General features: G+C 28.3%; 22 protein-coding genes. 5 read left to right on the top strand and 17 right to left on the bottom strand.

Translation table 11 applies throughout. The features are described 5' to 3' along the window. Nucleotides 1-43: 43 nt before the first annotated feature. The 17 genes from IMK15_RS01330 to IMK15_RS01410 form a co-directional block, all read right to left on the bottom strand. The gene (locus IMK15_RS01330; protein WP_192941605.1) at nucleotides 44-3,055 is read right to left on the bottom strand and encodes a pullulanase; all 3,012 of its coding nucleotides are present in this window, start codon (nucleotides 3,053-3,055) and stop codon (nucleotides 44-46) included. 198 nt (nucleotides 3,056-3,253) lie between these two features. After that, nucleotides 3,254-3,577, bottom strand: a complete 324-nt coding sequence (locus tag IMK15_RS01335; RefSeq protein WP_192941606.1) for a hypothetical protein — start codon at nucleotides 3,575-3,577, stop codon at nucleotides 3,254-3,256. A gap of 5 nt (nucleotides 3,578-3,582) precedes the next feature. Further along, nucleotides 3,583-4,497: a 16S rRNA (cytosine(1402)-N(4))-methyltransferase RsmH gene (rsmH, locus tag IMK15_RS01340; protein ID WP_046328523.1), complete on the bottom strand. Its 915-nt coding sequence runs from the start codon at nucleotides 4,495-4,497 to the stop codon at nucleotides 3,583-3,585. Nucleotides 4,498-4,505: 8 nt separating this feature from the next. Next, nucleotides 4,506-4,940: a division/cell wall cluster transcriptional repressor MraZ gene (mraZ, locus tag IMK15_RS01345; protein WP_226869150.1), complete on the bottom strand. Its 435-nt coding sequence runs from the start codon at nucleotides 4,938-4,940 to the stop codon at nucleotides 4,506-4,508. 127 nt (nucleotides 4,941-5,067) lie between these two features. After that, nucleotides 5,068-5,514: a GNAT family N-acetyltransferase gene (locus tag IMK15_RS01350; RefSeq protein ID WP_192941607.1), complete on the bottom strand. Its 447-nt coding sequence runs from the start codon at nucleotides 5,512-5,514 to the stop codon at nucleotides 5,068-5,070. Between the two features lie 43 nt (nucleotides 5,515-5,557). Beyond that, nucleotides 5,558-5,932 (bottom strand): 50S ribosomal protein L17, encoded by a 375-nt coding sequence (gene rplQ / locus IMK15_RS01355; RefSeq protein ID WP_046328520.1) that lies wholly within the window; start codon nucleotides 5,930-5,932, stop codon nucleotides 5,558-5,560. A gap of 22 nt (nucleotides 5,933-5,954) precedes the next feature. Beyond that, nucleotides 5,955-6,911, bottom strand: coding sequence for a DNA-directed RNA polymerase subunit alpha (locus IMK15_RS01360; RefSeq protein WP_046328519.1), 957 nt, complete (start codon nucleotides 6,909-6,911; stop codon nucleotides 5,955-5,957). Nucleotides 6,912-6,958: 47 nt separating this feature from the next. After that, nucleotides 6,959-7,546 (bottom strand): 30S ribosomal protein S4, encoded by a 588-nt coding sequence (rpsD, locus tag IMK15_RS01365; RefSeq protein WP_046328518.1) that lies wholly within the window; start codon nucleotides 7,544-7,546, stop codon nucleotides 6,959-6,961. A gap of 26 nt (nucleotides 7,547-7,572) precedes the next feature. Further along, nucleotides 7,573-7,959 carry a 30S ribosomal protein S11 gene (gene rpsK / locus IMK15_RS01370; protein WP_046328517.1) on the bottom strand — a complete coding sequence of 129 codons (387 nt, stop codon included), beginning with the start codon at nucleotides 7,957-7,959 and terminating at the stop codon, nucleotides 7,573-7,575. A 22-nt stretch (nucleotides 7,960-7,981) separates the two neighbouring features. After that, nucleotides 7,982-8,347, bottom strand: a complete 366-nt coding sequence (gene rpsM, locus IMK15_RS01375; protein ID WP_046328516.1) for a 30S ribosomal protein S13 — start codon at nucleotides 8,345-8,347, stop codon at nucleotides 7,982-7,984. A gap of 157 nt (nucleotides 8,348-8,504) precedes the next feature. Continuing rightward, on the bottom strand, nucleotides 8,505-8,618 hold the full coding sequence (rpmJ, locus tag IMK15_RS01380; protein ID WP_046328515.1) for a 50S ribosomal protein L36: 114 nt from the start codon (nucleotides 8,616-8,618) through the stop codon (nucleotides 8,505-8,507). A gap of 13 nt (nucleotides 8,619-8,631) precedes the next feature. Next, on the bottom strand, nucleotides 8,632-8,850 hold the full coding sequence (gene infA / locus IMK15_RS01385; protein ID WP_192941608.1) for a translation initiation factor IF-1: 219 nt from the start codon (nucleotides 8,848-8,850) through the stop codon (nucleotides 8,632-8,634). A gap of 101 nt (nucleotides 8,851-8,951) precedes the next feature. Beyond that, nucleotides 8,952-9,437, bottom strand: a complete 486-nt coding sequence (locus IMK15_RS01390; RefSeq protein WP_192941609.1) for a deoxycytidylate deaminase — start codon at nucleotides 9,435-9,437, stop codon at nucleotides 8,952-8,954. Beyond that, the gene (xseA, locus tag IMK15_RS01395) at nucleotides 9,437-10,624 is read right to left on the bottom strand and encodes an exodeoxyribonuclease VII large subunit (RefSeq protein WP_192941610.1); all 1,188 of its coding nucleotides are present in this window, start codon (nucleotides 10,622-10,624) and stop codon (nucleotides 9,437-9,439) included. Before xseA ends, IMK15_RS01390 begins: the two co-directional genes overlap by 1 nt. Then, a complete protein-coding gene (gene uvrB / locus IMK15_RS01400; protein ID WP_192941611.1) occupies nucleotides 10,624-12,585 on the bottom strand; it encodes an excinuclease ABC subunit UvrB in 1,962 nt (653 codons plus the stop codon). Before uvrB ends, xseA begins: the two co-directional genes overlap by 1 nt. Further along, the gene (locus IMK15_RS01405) at nucleotides 12,585-13,847 is read right to left on the bottom strand and encodes a glycoside hydrolase family 10 protein (RefSeq protein ID WP_192941612.1); all 1,263 of its coding nucleotides are present in this window, start codon (nucleotides 13,845-13,847) and stop codon (nucleotides 12,585-12,587) included. Before IMK15_RS01405 ends, uvrB begins: the two co-directional genes overlap by 1 nt. After that, nucleotides 13,844-14,452: an O-methyltransferase gene (locus IMK15_RS01410; protein ID WP_192941613.1), complete on the bottom strand. Its 609-nt coding sequence runs from the start codon at nucleotides 14,450-14,452 to the stop codon at nucleotides 13,844-13,846. The genes IMK15_RS01405 and IMK15_RS01410 overlap by 4 nt, the downstream gene beginning before the upstream one ends. 104 nt (nucleotides 14,453-14,556) lie before the next feature. Between IMK15_RS01410 and IMK15_RS01415 the strand changes: the two genes are divergently transcribed. The 5 genes from IMK15_RS01415 (at nucleotide 14,557) to IMK15_RS01435 (ending at nucleotide 18,848) form a co-directional block, all read left to right on the top strand. Then, on the top strand, nucleotides 14,557-14,763 hold the full coding sequence (locus IMK15_RS01415; protein ID WP_046328509.1) for a helix-turn-helix transcriptional regulator: 207 nt from the start codon (nucleotides 14,557-14,559) through the stop codon (nucleotides 14,761-14,763). A gap of 9 nt (nucleotides 14,764-14,772) precedes the next feature. Then, on the top strand, nucleotides 14,773-16,677 hold the full coding sequence (locus IMK15_RS01420; protein ID WP_192941614.1) for an alpha/beta hydrolase family protein: 1,905 nt from the start codon (nucleotides 14,773-14,775) through the stop codon (nucleotides 16,675-16,677). Nucleotides 16,678-16,694: 17 nt separating this feature from the next. Next, a complete protein-coding gene (gene tpx, locus IMK15_RS01425; RefSeq protein ID WP_192941615.1) occupies nucleotides 16,695-17,171 on the top strand; it encodes a thiol peroxidase in 477 nt (158 codons plus the stop codon). A 118-nt stretch (nucleotides 17,172-17,289) separates the two neighbouring features. Further along, entirely contained in the window at nucleotides 17,290-17,916 is a 627-nt protein-coding gene (locus IMK15_RS01430) for an ABC transporter ATP-binding protein (RefSeq protein WP_192941616.1), read from the top strand. Beyond that, nucleotides 17,913-18,848: an L-lactate dehydrogenase gene (locus tag IMK15_RS01435; protein WP_192941617.1), complete on the top strand. Its 936-nt coding sequence runs from the start codon at nucleotides 17,913-17,915 to the stop codon at nucleotides 18,846-18,848. Before IMK15_RS01430 ends, IMK15_RS01435 begins: the two co-directional genes overlap by 4 nt. Nucleotides 18,849-18,885 lie beyond the last annotated feature (37 nt).

Here is an 18,885-nt window from a genome sequence, read left to right on the forward strand (position 1 = left end):
TACTAAAAAGCAACTTTTTTAAAAAAGTTGCTCTTCAGTATACTTATTTAATTTTTAATATTGTTCCTGTTAATGGTGCTAGTATAATCTTATCACCTTTAATTTTTACACCTTTTGGATTAATAATTCTAGTTGTACCTGCACTATTTTGATCAGCTAATACTTTTGCATTCTTTAACTTATCATATTTAAATTCTCTTTCTACATTATCTGCATTAACAAATACAACAAAGGTATCTTTCTTTCCTTTAACTTCATAACCTATTGCATTATCAGTTGTTCTATTTGCAATTAATTTAACATTTTTATCTACATCTTTCTTAGTTGTTAATCTAAATGCATCACTTGATTTTCTTATCTTTATTAACCCTTCTACATATGGAACCATTCTACTATCTTTTATTCTTTCCCAATCTATATGATTTATTGCATCTGGTGCGTTATATGAATCTTTGTTAAAGCATGTATATTTAAATCCTTGTACATAGAATAATTTTTCTATTGAATTTTTATCTGGTACATTTACCTTATATTGCTTTGTTCTTCCATATTCTTGTCCTGCATGTATAAATGGTATACCTTGTGAAGTTAATATTATCATATTACCTAATAAGGCTCTTTTTTCTATTTCAGCAAAATCTTCTTTCTTGCTTGGATCTTTCATAGTTGATACAGCTATTGTATCGAATAAAGTTAAGTTATCATGTGCTGCTATGTATTGAATTACATCTCCTGGATCATCTGCTAAAAAGTTAGTAGGATTTGCTTTAATATTATTAAACACACTATTAATATTTTCTTTTTTACCTGTTAAAAATGCTGGTTTACCTTCATCAGGAAATCCTGATTTTAAAGCATTTCTAATATCATCTGAGAACACTGAAACACTATTTGTTTCATTCACAAATCCTTGGTCAGATGGTTTAACTTTTATACCATCATCACCAACATAAGTTTTCCATCCTTCTCCTAGAATCAATACATTCTTATTTATCTTTGTAGCTTCATCTGCTATTTTTTCCATAGTTAATGCATCATGATCACCCATCATGTCAAATCTAAATCCATCAACCTTGTATTCATTCATTAAATATTTTATCGAATCTAGCATTAGTCTTCTTGTCATATAGTGTGTACTTGCTAATCTTCCACCACCATAATTTGTTTTTGGCTTAGAATCTTTTGTCATAAAATGATAATATTTTGGTTCTAAGTTTTCAAAAATATCTACATTTGCTGTATGGTTATACACAACATCTAATATTACACCCATACCTCTTTTATGTATTTCATTTACAAGATCCTTAAATTCTTTTATACGTGTTTCTGGATTATCTGGATTAGTTGAATACATTCCTGATAATGAGAAGTAGTTTTGTGGATCATATCCCCAGTTATAGTTTGCTTTCTTTTGTAAATAATCATCTGATCTTTTTCTATTTGATTCATCTATATTATAGCAACTTAAAACTGGTAGTAATTGTATATGTGTTACACCTAATTTTTTTAGGTAGTCTAATTTTTCTATAAACGCCTTAAAAGTACCATAAGGTGCTTTTAATTTAAGGTTATTATCTGAAGTGAAATCTCTTACGTGTACTTCATAGATTATCGCATCTTCTCTATTTTTATATCCCTTTATTTTAGCAAAACTTAATTTAGTACCAATTTTATCTGGATTTACAAAGGCTGCTTTTGCAAATTGTTGCTTACTGCTTTTATTCCATGCTCCTAAAGATTTTGCATATGGGTCTAATGCCATTACCTTTTCATTACCTCTAGTTATTTCATAGCTGTATAAATAGTCTGTATAATTACTTATTTCCTTATTTGAAGTTAATTTTTTGTGCCATACTCCTCTTTTACCTTTTTCAAGTTCTACACTTTCAACTAACTTATTTACATCTTTTTTATCATATATTAATATTTTTACACTATCAGCACTAGGTGACCATAGATATGCATCTACTACACTACCATTTTTAGATAAGTATGTTCCTAATGGTCCATCATAACTATACATATTATCTTTAAATTGCCAACCTTTTTCAGATTTGATACTATTATCATCATATTTTACTGTGTATGGACCAGTTTTATCATTAAATTCACCCTTTATTACACAGTTATTACCTTCTATATCAATATCATCTATTTTAACTTCTTTACCATTTTTATTAAATACTTTTAACTTATCCTTAATATCTTCACGTCCAGTATTTTTTAATGTTGTAAAGGCTAAATTAAGTTTAGTTTCACTTAATTGATTAACTTTTAATAATCTTACATCGCTGATATAGTAATGGTTATTGTAAATATTTTTATCTAAATCTTTAATAAATATTTGTTTTGTATTTTCTACATCTTCAAATTTAAAGTCATCACTAAAGACTTTGCAATTATCATCTTTTTTCTTTCTATCTAGTATTAAAAATCCTATCTTTTTAGCATCTTTTTTTAATTTTACATCTACATAAATTTGTCCATTACCTTGTTTAAAATCTAGTCCATTTGGCCATTCACCTAACTTAACATCTACATCGTCCCATACCCATAGTTGTATCTTAGAATAATTTTTGTCAGCTCTTTTATAGTATATTCTAAATATATTCTTTTCTTTAAGTGGTTCATCTAGATGTACATTAAAGTTACTATCAACCCAAACTTCATTTATTTTTTCACTAGGTAATTTTATAGTCTTATCATTTTCGTGTACCTTATTACCTCCACTTAAGACAATAAAGCCTATATCTTGTAATTTAGCACTCTTTTTAACATCTATATATTGACCATAAGCATCTTTTTTACTATAGTCAAACTTTAATTGACCATTAGGCCAATCATTACTTGGTTTATCGACACCACCCCAAATCCATAAACCTGTACCATTTTTAATATTTTCAAAATGTATTCTAATATATCCTTCTTCTATTTTTGTAGATTTATTATTAGTAATACTTTGAGTATTAGCTACATTATCTGCATATGAAATGTTTGTAAAAAAAACATTAGATGCTAATAAAAGAGATATTACAGCAAAACCAAACTTTTTCATCTGTTTACTTCCTTTCAATGTTTTTGTATCATACATATTTATTATATCTTGAATTTAAAAAAAGTACATTATTTTAGTCTTTTCTTGTTATTTATTATTAGTAAACTTTTTAATAAAAAGTTTATTGACAATGGAATTTTTTTGTTGTATAATCCTTATATAGAACAATGAGAGTAAAAAAAAAGTAGATATTGAAATCTACTTAACATAGTTAACAGAATTATTATGAACAAAGCCAAGTGATTCTGCTTTATTTTGTATTTCTTTAATATTAACTATATTTGCCTTAGTTTCTTCTAAACTAGAATTTTCTTTTTTAAGTGCTACTAATTGTTCTTTTAGCATTTCATTATGTCTAGCACTAGCATATAGTGAAGAGTATGACAAAATATTTACTGTAACAAAAAATAATACTAATAGTACACTAATACTTATTTCTTGTGCTGTTGCTGGTACTGCAATACCAAATACCCTTAATACTTTTCTACTTCTTACTCCATTTATTGTTCTAGTTCTATACATAACTCTCAAATCCTTTCAAATATTCTTAATTGTGCACTATGTGCCCTGTTATTTTCCTTTAATTCTTTTTCTGATGCACATATTGCCTTTTTATTTATTATTTTCCCCATAGGTTTCTTGCCACATACACATATAGGTATATCCTTTGGACATATACATGGGTTTTCATAATATCTAAATCTTTCTTTTACTATCTTATCTTCTAATGACTGAAATGTAATTATTAACAACCTTCCACCTGGATTTAATAATTCTATCGCATCATCTATTGTTTTTTTCAATACATCTAATTCACTATTAACAAATACTCTTAATGCTTGAAATGTTCTTTTAGCAGGATGTTTTTTCATCTTTTTACCGACTGCCCTAATTACTATATCTGCTAATTGTGTAGTTGTTTTTATTTCTCCCTTTTGTCTTTCAAAACATATATATTTTGCAATTCTTCTTGCTTTAGGATCTTGTCCATATTTGAATATGATATCAGCTATCTCCTTTTCAGTAAAATCATTAATTACCTCATAAGCAGAAACTTTTAAATCTTTATTCATTCTCATATCTAGCCTTGCTTCATACTTGTATGAAAATCCTCTTTTAGCATCATCTAATTGATATGATGAAACTCCAATATCCATCAAAATTGCATCTACTTTTTCATATCCTGCCATATATACTACATACTTAATATCTTTAAAATTATTCTTAAATATCTTAAGTCTGTCTTTATACTCACTAAGTCTTTTAGTAGCATATTCTATTGCATCGCTATCTTGATCTATCGCTATTAAATAGCCTTTACTTCTTTTAAGTATGCCCTCAGAATGTCCTCCACCACCTAGTGTACAATCAACATATGTCATATATTTATCATTTACAATATTTTCCATAACTTCATTGTAAAGTACTGGTTTATGATACATTCTTCCTCCTATAAGTCAAGCTCTTGTGCAATATCTGCAATATTTTCTAGTGAATCGCTCATAAATGAATCCCATCTACTCTTAGACCATATTTCCATTCTACCATTTTGACCTATAACGACTACTTCTTTTTCTAGTTCAGAATAAGTTTTTAATGATTGAGGTATATTTATTCTACCTTGTGCATCAAAATCTAATTCAGTAGCTGCAGATAAAAGAAATCTAACATAGGTTCTTTGTTTAATGTCAGTAGTTTTAATGTTTTCTAATTTTTTCATTTTTTCATTCCATTTGTCCATAGGGAATAAGTCTATACACTTATCAAGACCTCTAGTAATGACGAAATTTTGACCTTCTAATTGTTCTCTTAGCTTAGCTGGAAATGTTATTCTTCCCTTACTATCTATCTTACAATTATATTCACCCATAAATAGCATCGTCATCACCTACTTCCTCCACAATTCACCACTTTCATCCACCTAGTAAAGTTATACTACATTTTTTTTTAAAAATCAAGTCTTTTACAAAAAAAATAGCGACTTTTTTTATCATCGCTATATTTTTTATATTTCATCTATCAATTATCATTTGCATATAGTTAAGATATTCAAATCCTAATCTTTCGTATAACTTTCTTGCTCTATAATTATCTTCCACTACTTCTAGTCTAATTCTTCCAAATTTTTCATATTTATCAAATAAATATTTGAATACTTTTGTTGCTACACCTTTTGATCTATGTTCTTCTACTATGTATAATTCTTCTACTAATAGGACCATAGATGCAGCTTCTTGTGAATATGTCTTTGATATCATACAGTAACCTATAACCTCATCATCGCATTCTATCATAAATAGTTCTGCATATACTTTGCTATGTAGCATAAAATCAAATGATTTTTCAAAATTTTCTGCTGGCACTGTATGTAAGCATGCACTAGAATTATAGAAGGTATCTGCAAATTGTAAATAAAGTGGTCTGTCACTTTCTTCAATATTTCTTATACTTACTTGCATTATTCCTCCAAAAAAAAGTGCCTCATTCGAAGCACTTGTATAATTAAACTAATTCGATTATTGCCATTTCAGAAGAATCTCCACGTCTAACATCAGTCTTAACTATTCTAGTATAACCACCGTTTCTTTCCATGTATTTAGGTGCTATTTCCTTGAATGCTTTAACTACAGCTTCTTCATTTCTTAAAAATGCAAATGCTTGTCTTCTTAAATGTATTTGTTTTGCAACTTCATCAGTTGAATTAAATTTCTTTCCTAAAGTTATTAATTTTTCTACAAATTTTCTTAATTCTTTTGCTCTTGTTACAGTTGTTTCGATTCTTTCAGCTTTTATTAGAGAAATTGTCATATTTTTTAACATTGCTAATCTGTGATCAGTTCTTCTCCCAAGCTTTCTGTATGATTTTCTATGATTCATCTACTGTCTACCCTCCAATCTCTTATTCGATGTTAAAGCCGTATTCCTTAAGCTTTTCAATAATTTCCTTTAGTGATACCTTACCTAGATTTTTAACTTTTTCAAGTTCAGCTAAACTCATCTTAGATAAATCTCCTATAGTATTTATTTTAGCTCTCTTTAAACCATTACTTGCTCTAACAGATAATTGTAATTCATCTATTCTTAAATCTGCATAAGAATTTATTTCACCTCTTGGTGCAACTAATTCTTCTTCTTCGTCATCTTTTCTATATTTAGACATTGAATTTCCAATATTTGTAAATGGATTTACGTGTGTTATTAATAGTTCAACTGCATATGATAGTGCATCATGTATTTCTACACTTCCATCTGTTTCTATTTCAAGTATTAACTTATCATAATTAGTTACACGTCCAACCATTGTATCTTTTACTATATAATTTACTTTTTTTATTGGTGTATATATCGCATCAATTGCCAAGAAATTTATTTCCCAACCTTCTTTATCAATTTCATCTGAAACTACGAATCCTTCTCCAGAATCTACTAAAAATTCCATATTGAATTCTCTGTCAGTTGTTAAAGTTGCTATAACTTGATCAGGGTTTATTATATTTATCCCCATTTCTGTTTTTATATCTGCTGCAGTTACAACTTTTGGACCCTTAACTGATAACGACATTCTTTTTTCACCGGGTTCATCAAGCTCTATTATTATTTCTTTAACATTTAAAATAATATCAGTAACAGCTTCTTTTACACCATCTAAAGTTGTGAATTCATTTAAAACACCATCTATTTTAATACCCTTTATAGCAGATCCAGGTATTGACGATAATAAAATTCTTCTTAAAGCATTTCCTATTGTATTACCATATCCTCTATATAAAGGTTCTAATGTGTAAATTGCTGAGTATTGATTTACCTTTTCTTCCGTTAACTTAATATTCTTAGCTATCTTTTCTATATTTAACAAGCTAAATCACTCCTTGCATTGATTTAATAAACTAACTACACAAACTATCATCTAGAATAGAATTCTATTATCATTGCTTCATCAACTTCAAAATCAACTACATCTCTAGTTGGATCTTCTAAAACTCTTCCAATCTTCTTAGTTTCATCAAGTTCTAACCAACCAGGTATAGTTCTCTTACCTATTGCTTCCTTAATTACTTCTAAATCTTTAGAGCTTTCTCTAACTTCGATAACATCTCCTTGTTTTACTCTATATGATACAATATTAACTTTTTTACCATTTACTAATATATGTCCATGGTTTACTAATTGTCTAGCTTGTCTTCTTGTTGACCCTAAACCTAATCTGTAAACTACATTATCTAATCTTCTTTCAAGATATTGAAGTAGTAACTCACCAGTAACTCCTTCTTTTCTTGTTGCTTCTTCATATAATTTGTAGAATTGTTTTTCCATAACTCCATATACGAATTTTGCCTTTTGTTTTTCTCTTAATTGTGTTCCATATTCTGTTAATTTCTTATTTGCATTTGGTCTAATATTTCTATTTGATTTTTTATTTACTCCTAATGCTACTGGATCTAATCCAAGTGTTCTACATTTCTTTAGAACTGGTTGCATATTTCTTGCCATCTGTTTATTTTCCTCCTTACCCTAAATTATATTCTTTTCTTAGGTGGTCTTGCACCATTGTGAGGCACTGGAGTTATATCTACTACTCTTGTTACCTCTAATTCAGTTGCTTGTATAGATCTTATTGAAGCTTCTCTTCCAGATCCAGGCCCTTTAATCTTTATTTCGATTTTTTTCATTCCATTATCTATAGCCACTTGTGCTGCTTGTTCAGCTGCTATTTGTGCTGCAAATGGAGTTCCTTTTTTAGTACCTTTAAATCCTGAAGTACCTCCTGATTTCCAAGCTATTACTTTACCTTCTGTATCTGTAATAGTAACAACTGTATTATTGAAAGTTGAATGTATATATGCAATACCATTAGGTATGTTTTTTGCTTTTTTCTTCTTTGAAACTACTGTTTTCTTAGCCACTTACGCTTTCCTCCTGTTCCTTTTATTTCTTCTTAGCTACAGCCATTCTTGCTGGACCTTTTCTTGTTCTTGCATTTGTCTTAGTCTTTTGACCTCTTACAGGTAATCCCATTTTATGTCTTAGACCTCTATAACATTTTATATCTGTTAATCTCTTTATGTTAAGTCTAATTTCTTTTCTTAGTTCACCTTCAATTTTGTAGTCATCCATTATTTTTCTGATTTTACCTAAATCTTCTTCAGTTAAATCCTTAACTTTAATGTCTTTGTCTACTCCAGCTTTTTTTAATATTTCATTTGAAGTACTTCTACCTACACCAAAAATGTATGTAAGTGAGATTTCAATTCTTTTGTTTCTTGGTATATCCACTCCTGCTATTCTAGCCAAATTTTTTCCTCCTTTAATTTCGATATTACCTTCTTCAATATGCCTTATTACCTTAAATAATCAGCGATAAGAATAAGCTCTACGGCCAAACATATCTTTACAATTTTTATATCTACTAGGTATGTATAAAAATTATCAATAATGTTTTTTAATATTACTATCCTTGTTTTTGATTATGTTTACGGTTTTCACATATTACTCTAACAACGCCAGATCTTTTAATAATCTTACATTTGTCACAAATACATTTAACAGATGCTTTAACTTTCATCTGAAAACCTCCTTTATTTTTTTCTGTATACGATTCTACCACGCGATAAATCATACGGTGATATTTCTACAGTTACCTTATCACCTGGTAAAATTTTAATGTAGTTCATTCTAATTTTACCTGATATATGTCCTAACACTGTATGCCCATTTTCAAGTTTTATTTGAAACATAGCATTTGGAAGAGCTTCTAATATTTCTCCTTCTAGTTCTAGAACATCTTGTTTAGCCATTAAATCACCTCGAATCATATAATATAAAAACGTTACATATGTATGCAACTTTTACAGTATATCACACATATCAAAAAAAATCTAGTGTTTTCTAGATTTTTTTAATCACAAAATTTTATTAAAATTTCTTGATCTCTTTCTTCATACTTTTGTATTTCTATTCCTGCATTTTCCATTATTATTGTAGAAGCCTTTGTTAACTCGTGATGTTTATGCTTATCAGAATAATATACAACCTTACTTATTCCAGATTGCACTATTGCTTTTGCACATTCATTGCATGGATAGTGTGTTACATAAATAGTACTTCCATTTAATTTCATTATACTATTTAATATAGCATTTAATTCTGCATGAACTACATAAGGGTATTTAGTATCTAAAATATTATCACTTGTTTTACCCCATGACAATTCATCATCATCACTTCCTTTTGGAAAACCGTTATAACCTATACCTATAATCTTCTTATCTTTAACTATACAAGCACCAACTTGTGTAACAGGGTCTTTGCTTCTTTTTCCTGATAAAAAAGCTAATCCCATAAAGTATTCATCCCATGAAATATATCCTTCTCTTTTATACATTATTTCACCTCACTAATAACTTCATCATTTGAACTAACTGTCTTTAAAATGCTCCCCTTTTTAACTTTCGTATCTTTTAATAGTTTACCGTCTATATAAGTTACAGTATACCCTCTTTTTAATATACTCATATTATCGTACTTTTCTGTATTAAGTCTTATCTTTTCAAGTAAAACTCTTTTTTCGTATAAATATTTTGAGATATTATCATCTAATTTAGAATTAATTTCATCTAGTCTTTGTTGTCTATTTAAAATAGTGTTTTCATAGAATTTTTGTATTATATAGCTTTGTTCTATACTTTCTAACCTAGTTTTCATTAATTTTACTCTTTGAACTAATAAACTATCTAGTCTCTTTTTATACTCATTTAATTTTTCATCTATGTCTTTTCTATTCTTAATTAAACAATGAGGTGCATGTGTGGGTGTAGAAGCTCTTTTATCAGCTACTAAGTCTGATAACAAGTTATCTGCTTCATGTCCTACTGCTGAAATTATAGGTAAACTTGATTCATGAACAGCCTCTATTACAGCTCTTTCATTAAAGGCCCATAAATCTTCTATACTTCCTCCACCTCTTCCTATTATTAGGCATTCAACTTCTAATTCTTTATGTTTATTAAAAAACTCTATTCCTCTTGCTATGCTATACTCTGCATCCTTACCTTGAACTTTTGCTGGGTACAGAATTATCTCTACTTTAGGATCTCTATTATGTGTATTTCTAATAATATCTCTTATAGCATCTCCTGTATCTGATGTAACAACTCCTATTCTTCTAGGAAAACTAGGTAATTTCTTTTTTATACCTTCATCAAAATACCCTTTTTCTTGATATTCTTTTTTTAATAGTTCTAATTTTTTGTATAACTCACCCAGCATATCCTGTTTTTCTACTCTTTTAGCTATTATTTGTACACTTGCATCAACTGAATATACATTTATATCACCATATACCTTAACTTTATCTCCTTCTTTTAGATCTAATGGTATATCATTATATCTATAACTAAAACAAGCACATTTTATTCTAGCATTACTATCTTTTAAACTCATATACATATGTTTTAATTGATATGTAATATTTGATACTTCTGCTTCTATACATACACTTCTAAAAAACTCATTGCTTTCTACATAGTTTTTTATAATAGCATTAATTTGACTTACTGTATATACTTCCATTACATCAACTCCATTAATACATTCTTTAAATACTTAATTTCATCTCTTACTTTTATTGCATTTTCAAAGTCTAAATCTTTTGAAAATTCCTTCATACGCACTTCTAATTTCTTTATACGACTATTTATTTCTTCTATACTATTAAATTCTTGCTTAGTGTCTTCCTGTTCAATAATACCATTTAGAGAGTCTATTTCACTATTAATAGTATTTTTAGGTATTATTCCATTCTTTTTATTATATTCTTCTTGATACTTTCGTCTTCTTTCTACCTCTTTAACCGATTCTTTTATAGAATCTGTCATTATATCTGCATAAAGTATACAACGCCCATCTACATTTCTTGCTGCTCTACCCATTGTTTGTATTAAAGATCTTCTAGATCTTAAAAAACCTTCTTTATCTGCTTCTAATATTGCAACAAGTCCTACTTCTGGTATATCAAGACCTTCTCTTAATAAGTTTATACCAATTAATACGTCAAACTCTTTTTTTCTTAGTCCCTTAATTATTTCCACCCTTTTTATTGTATCTATTTCTGAGTGCATATACTTAACTTTTAAACCATATTCTAAATAGTATGAAGTTAATTCTTCAGCCATTTTTTTAGTTAGAGTTGTAACTAGTACTCTTCTCTTATTTTTTATCTCATACTGTATTTCATCTAATAAATCATCAACCTGATTTTTAGTTTTTTTAATAATTATCTTAGGTTCTGTTATACCTGTAGGTCTTATCAACTGTTCAACTATTTCATTTTTAGCATGACTTAATTCATAGTCACTCGGTGTAGCTGAAACATACACAACTTGACCTATTCTATCAAAGAACTCTTCTTTTTTTAATGGTCTGTTATCAAAAGCAGATGGTAGTCTAAACCCATTTTCTATTAAAACTTGTTTTCTTGCATGGTCTCCATTATACATACCCCCTATTTGTGGTACTGTAATATGTGATTCGTCTATGAATAGAAGAAAGTCTTTTGGAAAATATTCTAGTAATGTATCTGGTGCTTCACCTTGTTTTTTACCACTTAAGTATCTTGAATAATTTTCTATACCTTTACAATATCCAATTTCTTTTATCATTTCCATATCGTATTCAGTTCTTTGCTTTATTCTCTGTGCTTCCAATATCTTATTTTCTTTTTCAAAGAAGTTAACCCTATCTTTTAGCTCATCTTTTATTTCATTAAATATATCTTCTTTATCAAGAACTGATAAATAGTGTGTAGCAGGCATTATTGTAATTCTTTTTACATTCTTAATTTTCTTACAACTTATTGCATTTATTTCAGAAATACTCTCTAAGTCTTCATCAAAAAAAGTAAATCTATAGGCTGTTTCTTGATATGGAGGTAAAACATCTATTACTTCTCCTTTAACCTTAAATTTACCTCTTTCTAAGACTACATTATTTCTCTCATATCTTAAATCTATCAATCTTTTAATAAAGTCACTTCTTTTTATACCAACACTAACATCAATGGGTATAGAGTTTTCCTTATATGCCTTTTTAGAACCCAACCCGTATATAGCAGAAACGGATGCAACTATTATTACATCCCTTCTATTTAACAGTGCTGCTGTTGCAGCATGACGTAGCTTGTCTATTTCATCATTTATACTAGAATCTTTTTCTATATATGTATCTGTGCTTGGTATATATGCTTCTGGTTGATAATAGTCATAATATGATACAAAATATTCAACTGCATTTTCTGGGAAAAACTTTTTGTACTCATTGTACAACTGTGCAGCTAAAGTCTTATTAGGTGCTAGGATTAATGCTGGTCTATTTAACTTTTCTATTACATTTGCAATAGTAAAAGTCTTCCCACTACCCGTAACACCTAATAAGATTTGCTCATATATACCATTTTTTAAATTTTCACATAAAAACTTTATAGCCTTAGGTTGATCACCTGTGGGCTTAAATTTTGAATGTAATTTAAAGTCCATTATCGTATATCCTCTACTATACTAGGATTTTTCTTAAGTACTCCATATCTAAATAGTATGTATCCATCTACATTAGGAGTTCTCTTTCTAACTTCTCCATGTCTTTTAACTTCACCTTTTGGCCATGTATCTTCTTTATACACACCTTCTCCTATGTATAAAGGAGTATCAGTCTTTCTTGAAATATTTGACCACCAGTTAACTAATGTAGTGTAATCGGCTGTTTTATTTCCAATTTTCCAATATATTTGTGGTGCTACATAGTCTATCCAACCATTTTCCATCCATTTAACTACATCTGCATATAGTGTATCATATGTTTGAAGTCCAGATGTAAATGATCCTCTTTCGTCACTAGAAATATTTCTGTAAATTCCAAATGGGCTTATACCAAATGATAGTCTTGGCTTTATTTTATGTACTGAAACTGATAAATTCTTTATTAATTCATCGACATTTGCCCTTCTAAAATCTCCTATTGTTGCATATTTATTTTGTGCTTCAAATTCTTTTCTATCAAATTCTGGTAATTTTTCACCATTATATGGGTAAGGATAGAAGTAATCATCTAAATGTAATCCATCTACATCATAGTTTTTAACAATTTCTTCTATATTTTTGTATAATCTTTCAACAACTTCTCTTTTAGCTGGATTTAAATAATATTTTCCACCATAACTAAATACCCAATCCTTGTGTAAATTAGCTACATTTTTACTAGAAACTTTAGATAAGTCTGTTGTAGGAGTTGCTCTGTATGGATTTAACCATGCATGTAGTTCTATTCCATTTTCATGTGCTTTAGTTATGAAATATTGTAATACATCATAACCAGGATCTGCTCCCTTATACCCTGTTATACTTTTATCAAAAGGATGTTCTTTTGATGGATATATTACAGAATCAAAAGGTTTAACTTGTAGGAATATTGCATTTAATCCCCATTTTTTTGTATTTGCTACTATTTCATCTATTTCTTCTTTTTGTTTTTGCATATTATATGGAGTTGTATGTGGGAAATCTAGATTAAATGCTGTACTAACCCACACCCCTCTTAAATTCTTATTGACATTTCTATACTTTCTGTCAAATACCTTACTTTCTAATTCTTTATCATTTAATATTCTATTATTTTCTAAACTAGAAATATTTTCTGTTTTTCTTCTTCCTACTATTTCTACTAAATCAGGTTTTGTTGTAGAACAAGACATTAAAAACATCAATATCCCTATTGAAGATAAAATTTTTATTTTATTTTTCATTTCTCATCCTTTCTTACTAATCCTACACCATCACCAAATGGTAATAGTACAAAATTATATTCTCTTAAATATTTAATAAATTCTTTTAAATTTCTAACAATAGTCTTATATCTCTTAGGATAATCATCCCCCGTTACATAACCTCTGAATAATAGGTTATCTATAAATATGAGACCATTATCGCTTAATTTTTCATAGCAAAGATTAAAAAAATCCTTATACTTACCTTTTGCAGCATCAATAAAAATAAAATCAAATTTTTGATCTATACTAGGTAAAACTTCTAAGGCATCACCTAGATACATATCTACATTTCTACCTTTTAAGTTTTCTTTCGCTATATTATATCTTTCTTCATCAATTTCTATTGTTGTTGTCTTCATATATTTTGATAAATAGTACGTTGAATAACCAACAGCTGTACCTATTTCTAACCCATTTTTAGGTTTTAATAACTTTATCATATATATCATGTAGGCTAATACCTCATCGGTTATTATAGGGACATTATCATCTAATGCTTTTTCTTTAATACTTAGTATTTCTTCATCGTCAATAAAAAGCTCTCTTGCATAAATGCTAGCTTCTAAAAAATTCTCTATCACGTTTTTTTCTCCATTCTTAATAAATTATATCACACATTTAAAAGAATTTGAAAATTTTTTGTATTTATAATATAATTATGGTAAAAAAACGAGGAGTGATTACATTGAACTATGATTTGATTTTAAAAAATCGCATAAAGTCTGCTAGAGTTGAGAAAAAGATATCTCAAGAACAATTAGCTCATATTGTGGGTGTTTCACGACAAACTATTTGCTACATAGAAAATGGGCAATTTAATCCATCTGCTAAATTAGCTTTATTAATCTGTAGAGCTTTAGATTACAAATTTGAAGAATTATTCTTTATTTGAGGCAATAGTATGGAAAATATTAATTTAGAATTACTTAATGACTTTAAATATATTTCTGGTTTACAATCAAATCCTAAAAAAGATGCTTTTGCATATATAGTGAAAAATGTTAATTTAGATAAGAATGCGTATGATACTAGCCTTTATCTATATAAAGATAAGAAAAATATATGCTTAATTGAAAAGCAATCTTTTAATTTTCATGATTGGATAAACGACAAAAGTTTATTAATCTCAAAAAATGATGAAAAAGATAAAAATATTACACAATTCTATAACCTTACACTAGGTGAAGGTGAATCTAAAAAGATATTTAGCATACCCTATCCAGTAAATAGTATAAAAAAAATATCAGATACAAAATACATTTTATCAATTGAAAAGACATTAAAAAAAGATGAAGATTTTAGTGTTGTTATAGAACAAATACCATTCTTTTCTAATGGTGCTTCTTATACTAACTACAAGAGAAATCAACTCTTTGTATATGATAGTACAACTAATGAATTAAAAAAGATTTCAGAAGATGACGACTTTAATGTTATAGATTTTGATGTTGATAAAAATAGTATGAAGGTTGTTTATCTTGGTAATATTTTTAAGAATAAGATGAAACTATACTCTAATGTATATGAATATGATATAGAAAAAAATACAACTACAACTTTGTATCGTGCAGATATATCATTTAATTCTTGTAAATATCTAAAAGATTATATCCTTTTATTTGGTTCAGATATGAAAAAATTTGGTATAAATGAACTTGAAAAGGTATACTACTTAGACAGAAAAACACACGAACTTAATATTGAGATAAATGAAGATATAGACTATGGAAATTCAACTGGAAGTGATGCAAGACTAGGTCATAATGAAACTGTTCTTGTTAATTATAATGACAATAGCTTTTACTTTGTACAAACTGTAGAAAATCATACTAGGTTATCTTTGTATTCAAATAAGAATATTACTACGATACTAGAATTTATGGGTTCTATTGATGGTTATGTGTATATAGACAACACACTTTATACACTATCTTTTGTAGATGGTAAAATAGCTGAAATATATATGGGAACTAATTTAGAAAAAATTACTTCATTTAACGATGAAGTCTTTAAAAACAGATATATTTCTAAGGCAAATGAAGTAGACTTTATTTCTAATAATGCTAAAATTAAAGGTTTTGTACTCTTGCCACAAAATTATGACAAAAACAAGAAGTATAAGGCAATATTAGATATACATGGTGGTCCAATGACAGTTTATTCACCTATTTACTATCACGAAATGCAAGTTTTAACTAGTCTTGGATACATTGTTATGTACACTAACCCTCATGGTTCATCAGGTCGTGGTAACTTATTTGCAGATATACGTGGAAAATATGGTTCTATTGACTATGAAGACCTTATGAACTTTGTAGATGCGGTTATAGAAAAGTATAGTATAGATACTGAGAATATAGGGGTTACTGGTGGCTCATATGGTGGATTTATGACAAATTGGATAGTAACTCATACAAATAGATTTAAATGTGCTGTAACACAAAGGTCTATTTCAAATTGGATATCTATGTATGGTGTAAGTGATATAGGGTATTACTTCAGCGACGATCAAAATAAGACAAAATTTAATGACGAAAACTTTTTCAATGTATTATGGAATCACTCGCCACTAAAATACATAAAGTCGTGCAAGACACCATTATTAATTATTCATTCTGACTGTGATTATAGATGCCCTATAGATCAAGGATACCAAATGTTAACGGCTCTACTTGATATGGGGATAGATGCTAAAATGGTCGTATTTAAAGGTGAAAACCATGAATTATCAAGAAGTGGTAAGCCTAAAGCTAGAATATCAAGACTACAAAATATGGTAGATTGGTTTAATAAATATTTAAATTAAAGTAAAGGGGAGAAATAATGAAAGTAGAATTTTTGGGTAACCCTGTTACATTAACAGGCACAAGATTAAAAGTTGATGATGATTTCCCAGATTTCAGATTAATTGATAGTAATTTTAATAAAGTAACTTTAAATAAAACGCATGGAAAAAGAATTTTTTTAACTATCCCGTCGCTTGTTACAGATACATGTTCTACTGAAATATCAAAATTTACAAATTATCTTAAAGATAAAGAGATTACATGCTATATTATATCGCTTGATTTGCCATTTGTATTTACAAAGCTTTATACTAATATAAATGAAAATATACACTTTTTAAGTGATGTGAAGTACAAGAACTATGGAAAGGCTACTGGAACATACATTAAGGAATTAGGTATTTTAACTCGTTCAGTAATAATAGTTGATGAAAACAACAAGGTTATATATACAGAATACCTACATGAAGTATCTGATGAACCTGACTATGAAAATGCTCTTAAATTCATTTAAAGGTTTCAGTGTATGAGAAAACTTATTAAAAGCTAGCTTAAAACTAGCTTTTTTTCATATATATTTAGCTTTTCACTAGATTTTTTAACTATTTTATTGTAAAATTTGAAGTGGTAGTATGATTTTAAAACTAGAAAATGTAACAAAAAGATATGGTCATGAAACTATATTTTCAAACCTATCTTTTGAAGTAAAAAAAGGTGAAATTTTTTCTATAGTCGGTAGATCAGGTATTGGAAAATCCACCATTGCAAAAATTATATTAGGTATTACTAAGCCTAGTTCTGGTAGAATTCTATTTGAGAATAAAGATCTTAATTTACGCAAAATATCTGATATACAGATGATTTTTCAAGATCCATATAGTGCACTAAATGAAGAAATGACTGTTAATGAGATTTTATCTGAGCCATTAATAGTTAATAAGCAGAAAGATATTTCTAAAAGAGTTGATGAAATGTTAGAATTTTTAAAATTAACTCATTTTAAAGATAGATATCCTAGTGAACTATCTGGTGGTCAAAGACAAAGAGTTATAGTCGGTGCTGCTATGATATTAAAGCCAAAACTTGTTATTTGTGATGAGCCTATAGCTTCTCTTGATTTAACTATACAAGAGCAAATCATAGAATTAATAAAGTTTTTTAATGAAAGATATATGACAACATTTATTTTCATATCGCACGACTTACAAATAGTAAAAAAGATTTCAAACACAATATTAAAAATGGAGGAACATATATGAGTATGAGAAAAACAAACAAAGTATCAATTATAGGAGCAGGATTCGTTGGATCTGCTACTACATTAGCAGTTGCTGAATCAGGGCTTGCATCTCACATTGTACTTGTGGACATTAACAAGGATAAGGCACAAGGAGAAGCATTAGATATTGCACATGGTGCTGCATTTATGAAATCTGTTGAAATAACAGCAGGTGACTACAAAGATACTGCTGATTCTGATATAGTAATTATTACAGCAGGTGCTGGTCAAAAACCTGGTGAAACAAGACTAGATCTTATTGGTAAAAACTTATCAATATTTAAGCAAATGATTCCTAAGATTGTTAGATACTCACCTAACAGTATCCTATTAGTAGTTGCAAATCCAGTAGACGTTTTAACTTACTTTACATACAAGTTATCAGGTTTCCCTGCAACTAGAGTTATAGGTAGTGGTACAGTTCTTGATACTTCAAGATTAAAATATACACTTTCACAAATTTTTGATATAGATGCTAAAAGTGTTCATGGTTACATGATAGGTGAACATGGTGACAGTGAATTTCCAGTATGGTCTGCATTAAGTATTGGTCCTTTATCTATAGACGAATATTGTAAACGTGAAAATGTTGAATTAAATGAATTAAAAGAATCAGTAACTAATAGCGTTAAAAATGCTGCATATGAAATAATTAATAAAAAGGGATATACTAACTATGCAATAGGAATATCTGTTAGAAGAATAGTTGAAGCAATATTAAGAGATGAAAAATCTATCTTAACTATTTCTACTTACAACCCTATTAGTGATGTTTACTACTCAGTACCTAATATAGTAGGTAGACAAGGTCAAATAATGAAGATTTGTCCTGATTTAAACGAGGAAGAAACTCAAAAATTAGATGCATCTAAAAAAATATTAAAAGAAACTATAGATGGTTTTTCTCTATAATTTCGTATAATTTTATGGTATAATATATGAAATAATT

This window comes from Sneathia sp. DSM 16631 (assembly GCF_014892235.1).
GTDB lineage: Bacteria > Fusobacteriota > Fusobacteriia > Fusobacteriales > Leptotrichiaceae > Sneathia > Sneathia vaginalis.

Coding starts and splice junctions, on each gene's coding strand:
- rplQ (WP_046328520.1), bottom strand. CDS start 5,932: ATGAATCATAGAAAATCATACAGAAAGCTTGGGAGAAGAACTGATCAC.
- rpmJ (WP_046328515.1), bottom strand. CDS start 8,618: ATGAAAGTTAAAGCATCTGTTAAATGTATTTGTGACAAATGTAAGATT.
- infA (WP_192941608.1), bottom strand. CDS start 8,850: ATGGCTAAACAAGATGTTCTAGAACTAGAAGGAGAAATATTAGAAGCT.
- IMK15_RS01430 (WP_192941616.1), top strand. CDS start 17,290: ATGATTTTAAAACTAGAAAATGTAACAAAAAGATATGGTCATGAAACT.
- rsmH (WP_046328523.1), bottom strand. CDS start 4,497: ATGTATCATAAACCAGTACTTTACAATGAAGTTATGGAAAATATTGTA.
- IMK15_RS01330 (WP_192941605.1), bottom strand. CDS start 3,055: ATGAAAAAGTTTGGTTTTGCTGTAATATCTCTTTTATTAGCATCTAAT.
- IMK15_RS01350 (WP_192941607.1), bottom strand. CDS start 5,514: ATGCAAGTAAGTATAAGAAATATTGAAGAAAGTGACAGACCACTTTAT.
- uvrB (WP_192941611.1), bottom strand. CDS start 12,585: ATGGACTTTAAATTACATTCAAAATTTAAGCCCACAGGTGATCAACCT.
- IMK15_RS01405 (WP_192941612.1), bottom strand. CDS start 13,847: ATGAAAAATAAAATAAAAATTTTATCTTCAATAGGGATATTGATGTTT.
- tpx (WP_192941615.1), top strand. CDS start 16,695: ATGAAAGTAGAATTTTTGGGTAACCCTGTTACATTAACAGGCACAAGA.
- IMK15_RS01390 (WP_192941609.1), bottom strand. CDS start 9,437: ATGTATAAAAGAGAAGGATATATTTCATGGGATGAATACTTTATGGGA.
- rpsD (WP_046328518.1), bottom strand. CDS start 7,546: ATGGCAAGAAATATGCAACCAGTTCTAAAGAAATGTAGAACACTTGGA.
- IMK15_RS01420 (WP_192941614.1), top strand. CDS start 14,773: ATGGAAAATATTAATTTAGAATTACTTAATGACTTTAAATATATTTCT.
- xseA (WP_192941610.1), bottom strand. CDS start 10,624: ATGGAAGTATATACAGTAAGTCAAATTAATGCTATTATAAAAAACTAT.
- mraZ (WP_226869150.1), bottom strand. CDS start 4,940: ATGACGATGCTATTTATGGGTGAATATAATTGTAAGATAGATAGTAAG.
- IMK15_RS01435 (WP_192941617.1), top strand. CDS start 17,913: ATGAGTATGAGAAAAACAAACAAAGTATCAATTATAGGAGCAGGATTC.
- IMK15_RS01335 (WP_192941606.1), bottom strand. CDS start 3,577: ATGTATAGAACTAGAACAATAAATGGAGTAAGAAGTAGAAAAGTATTA.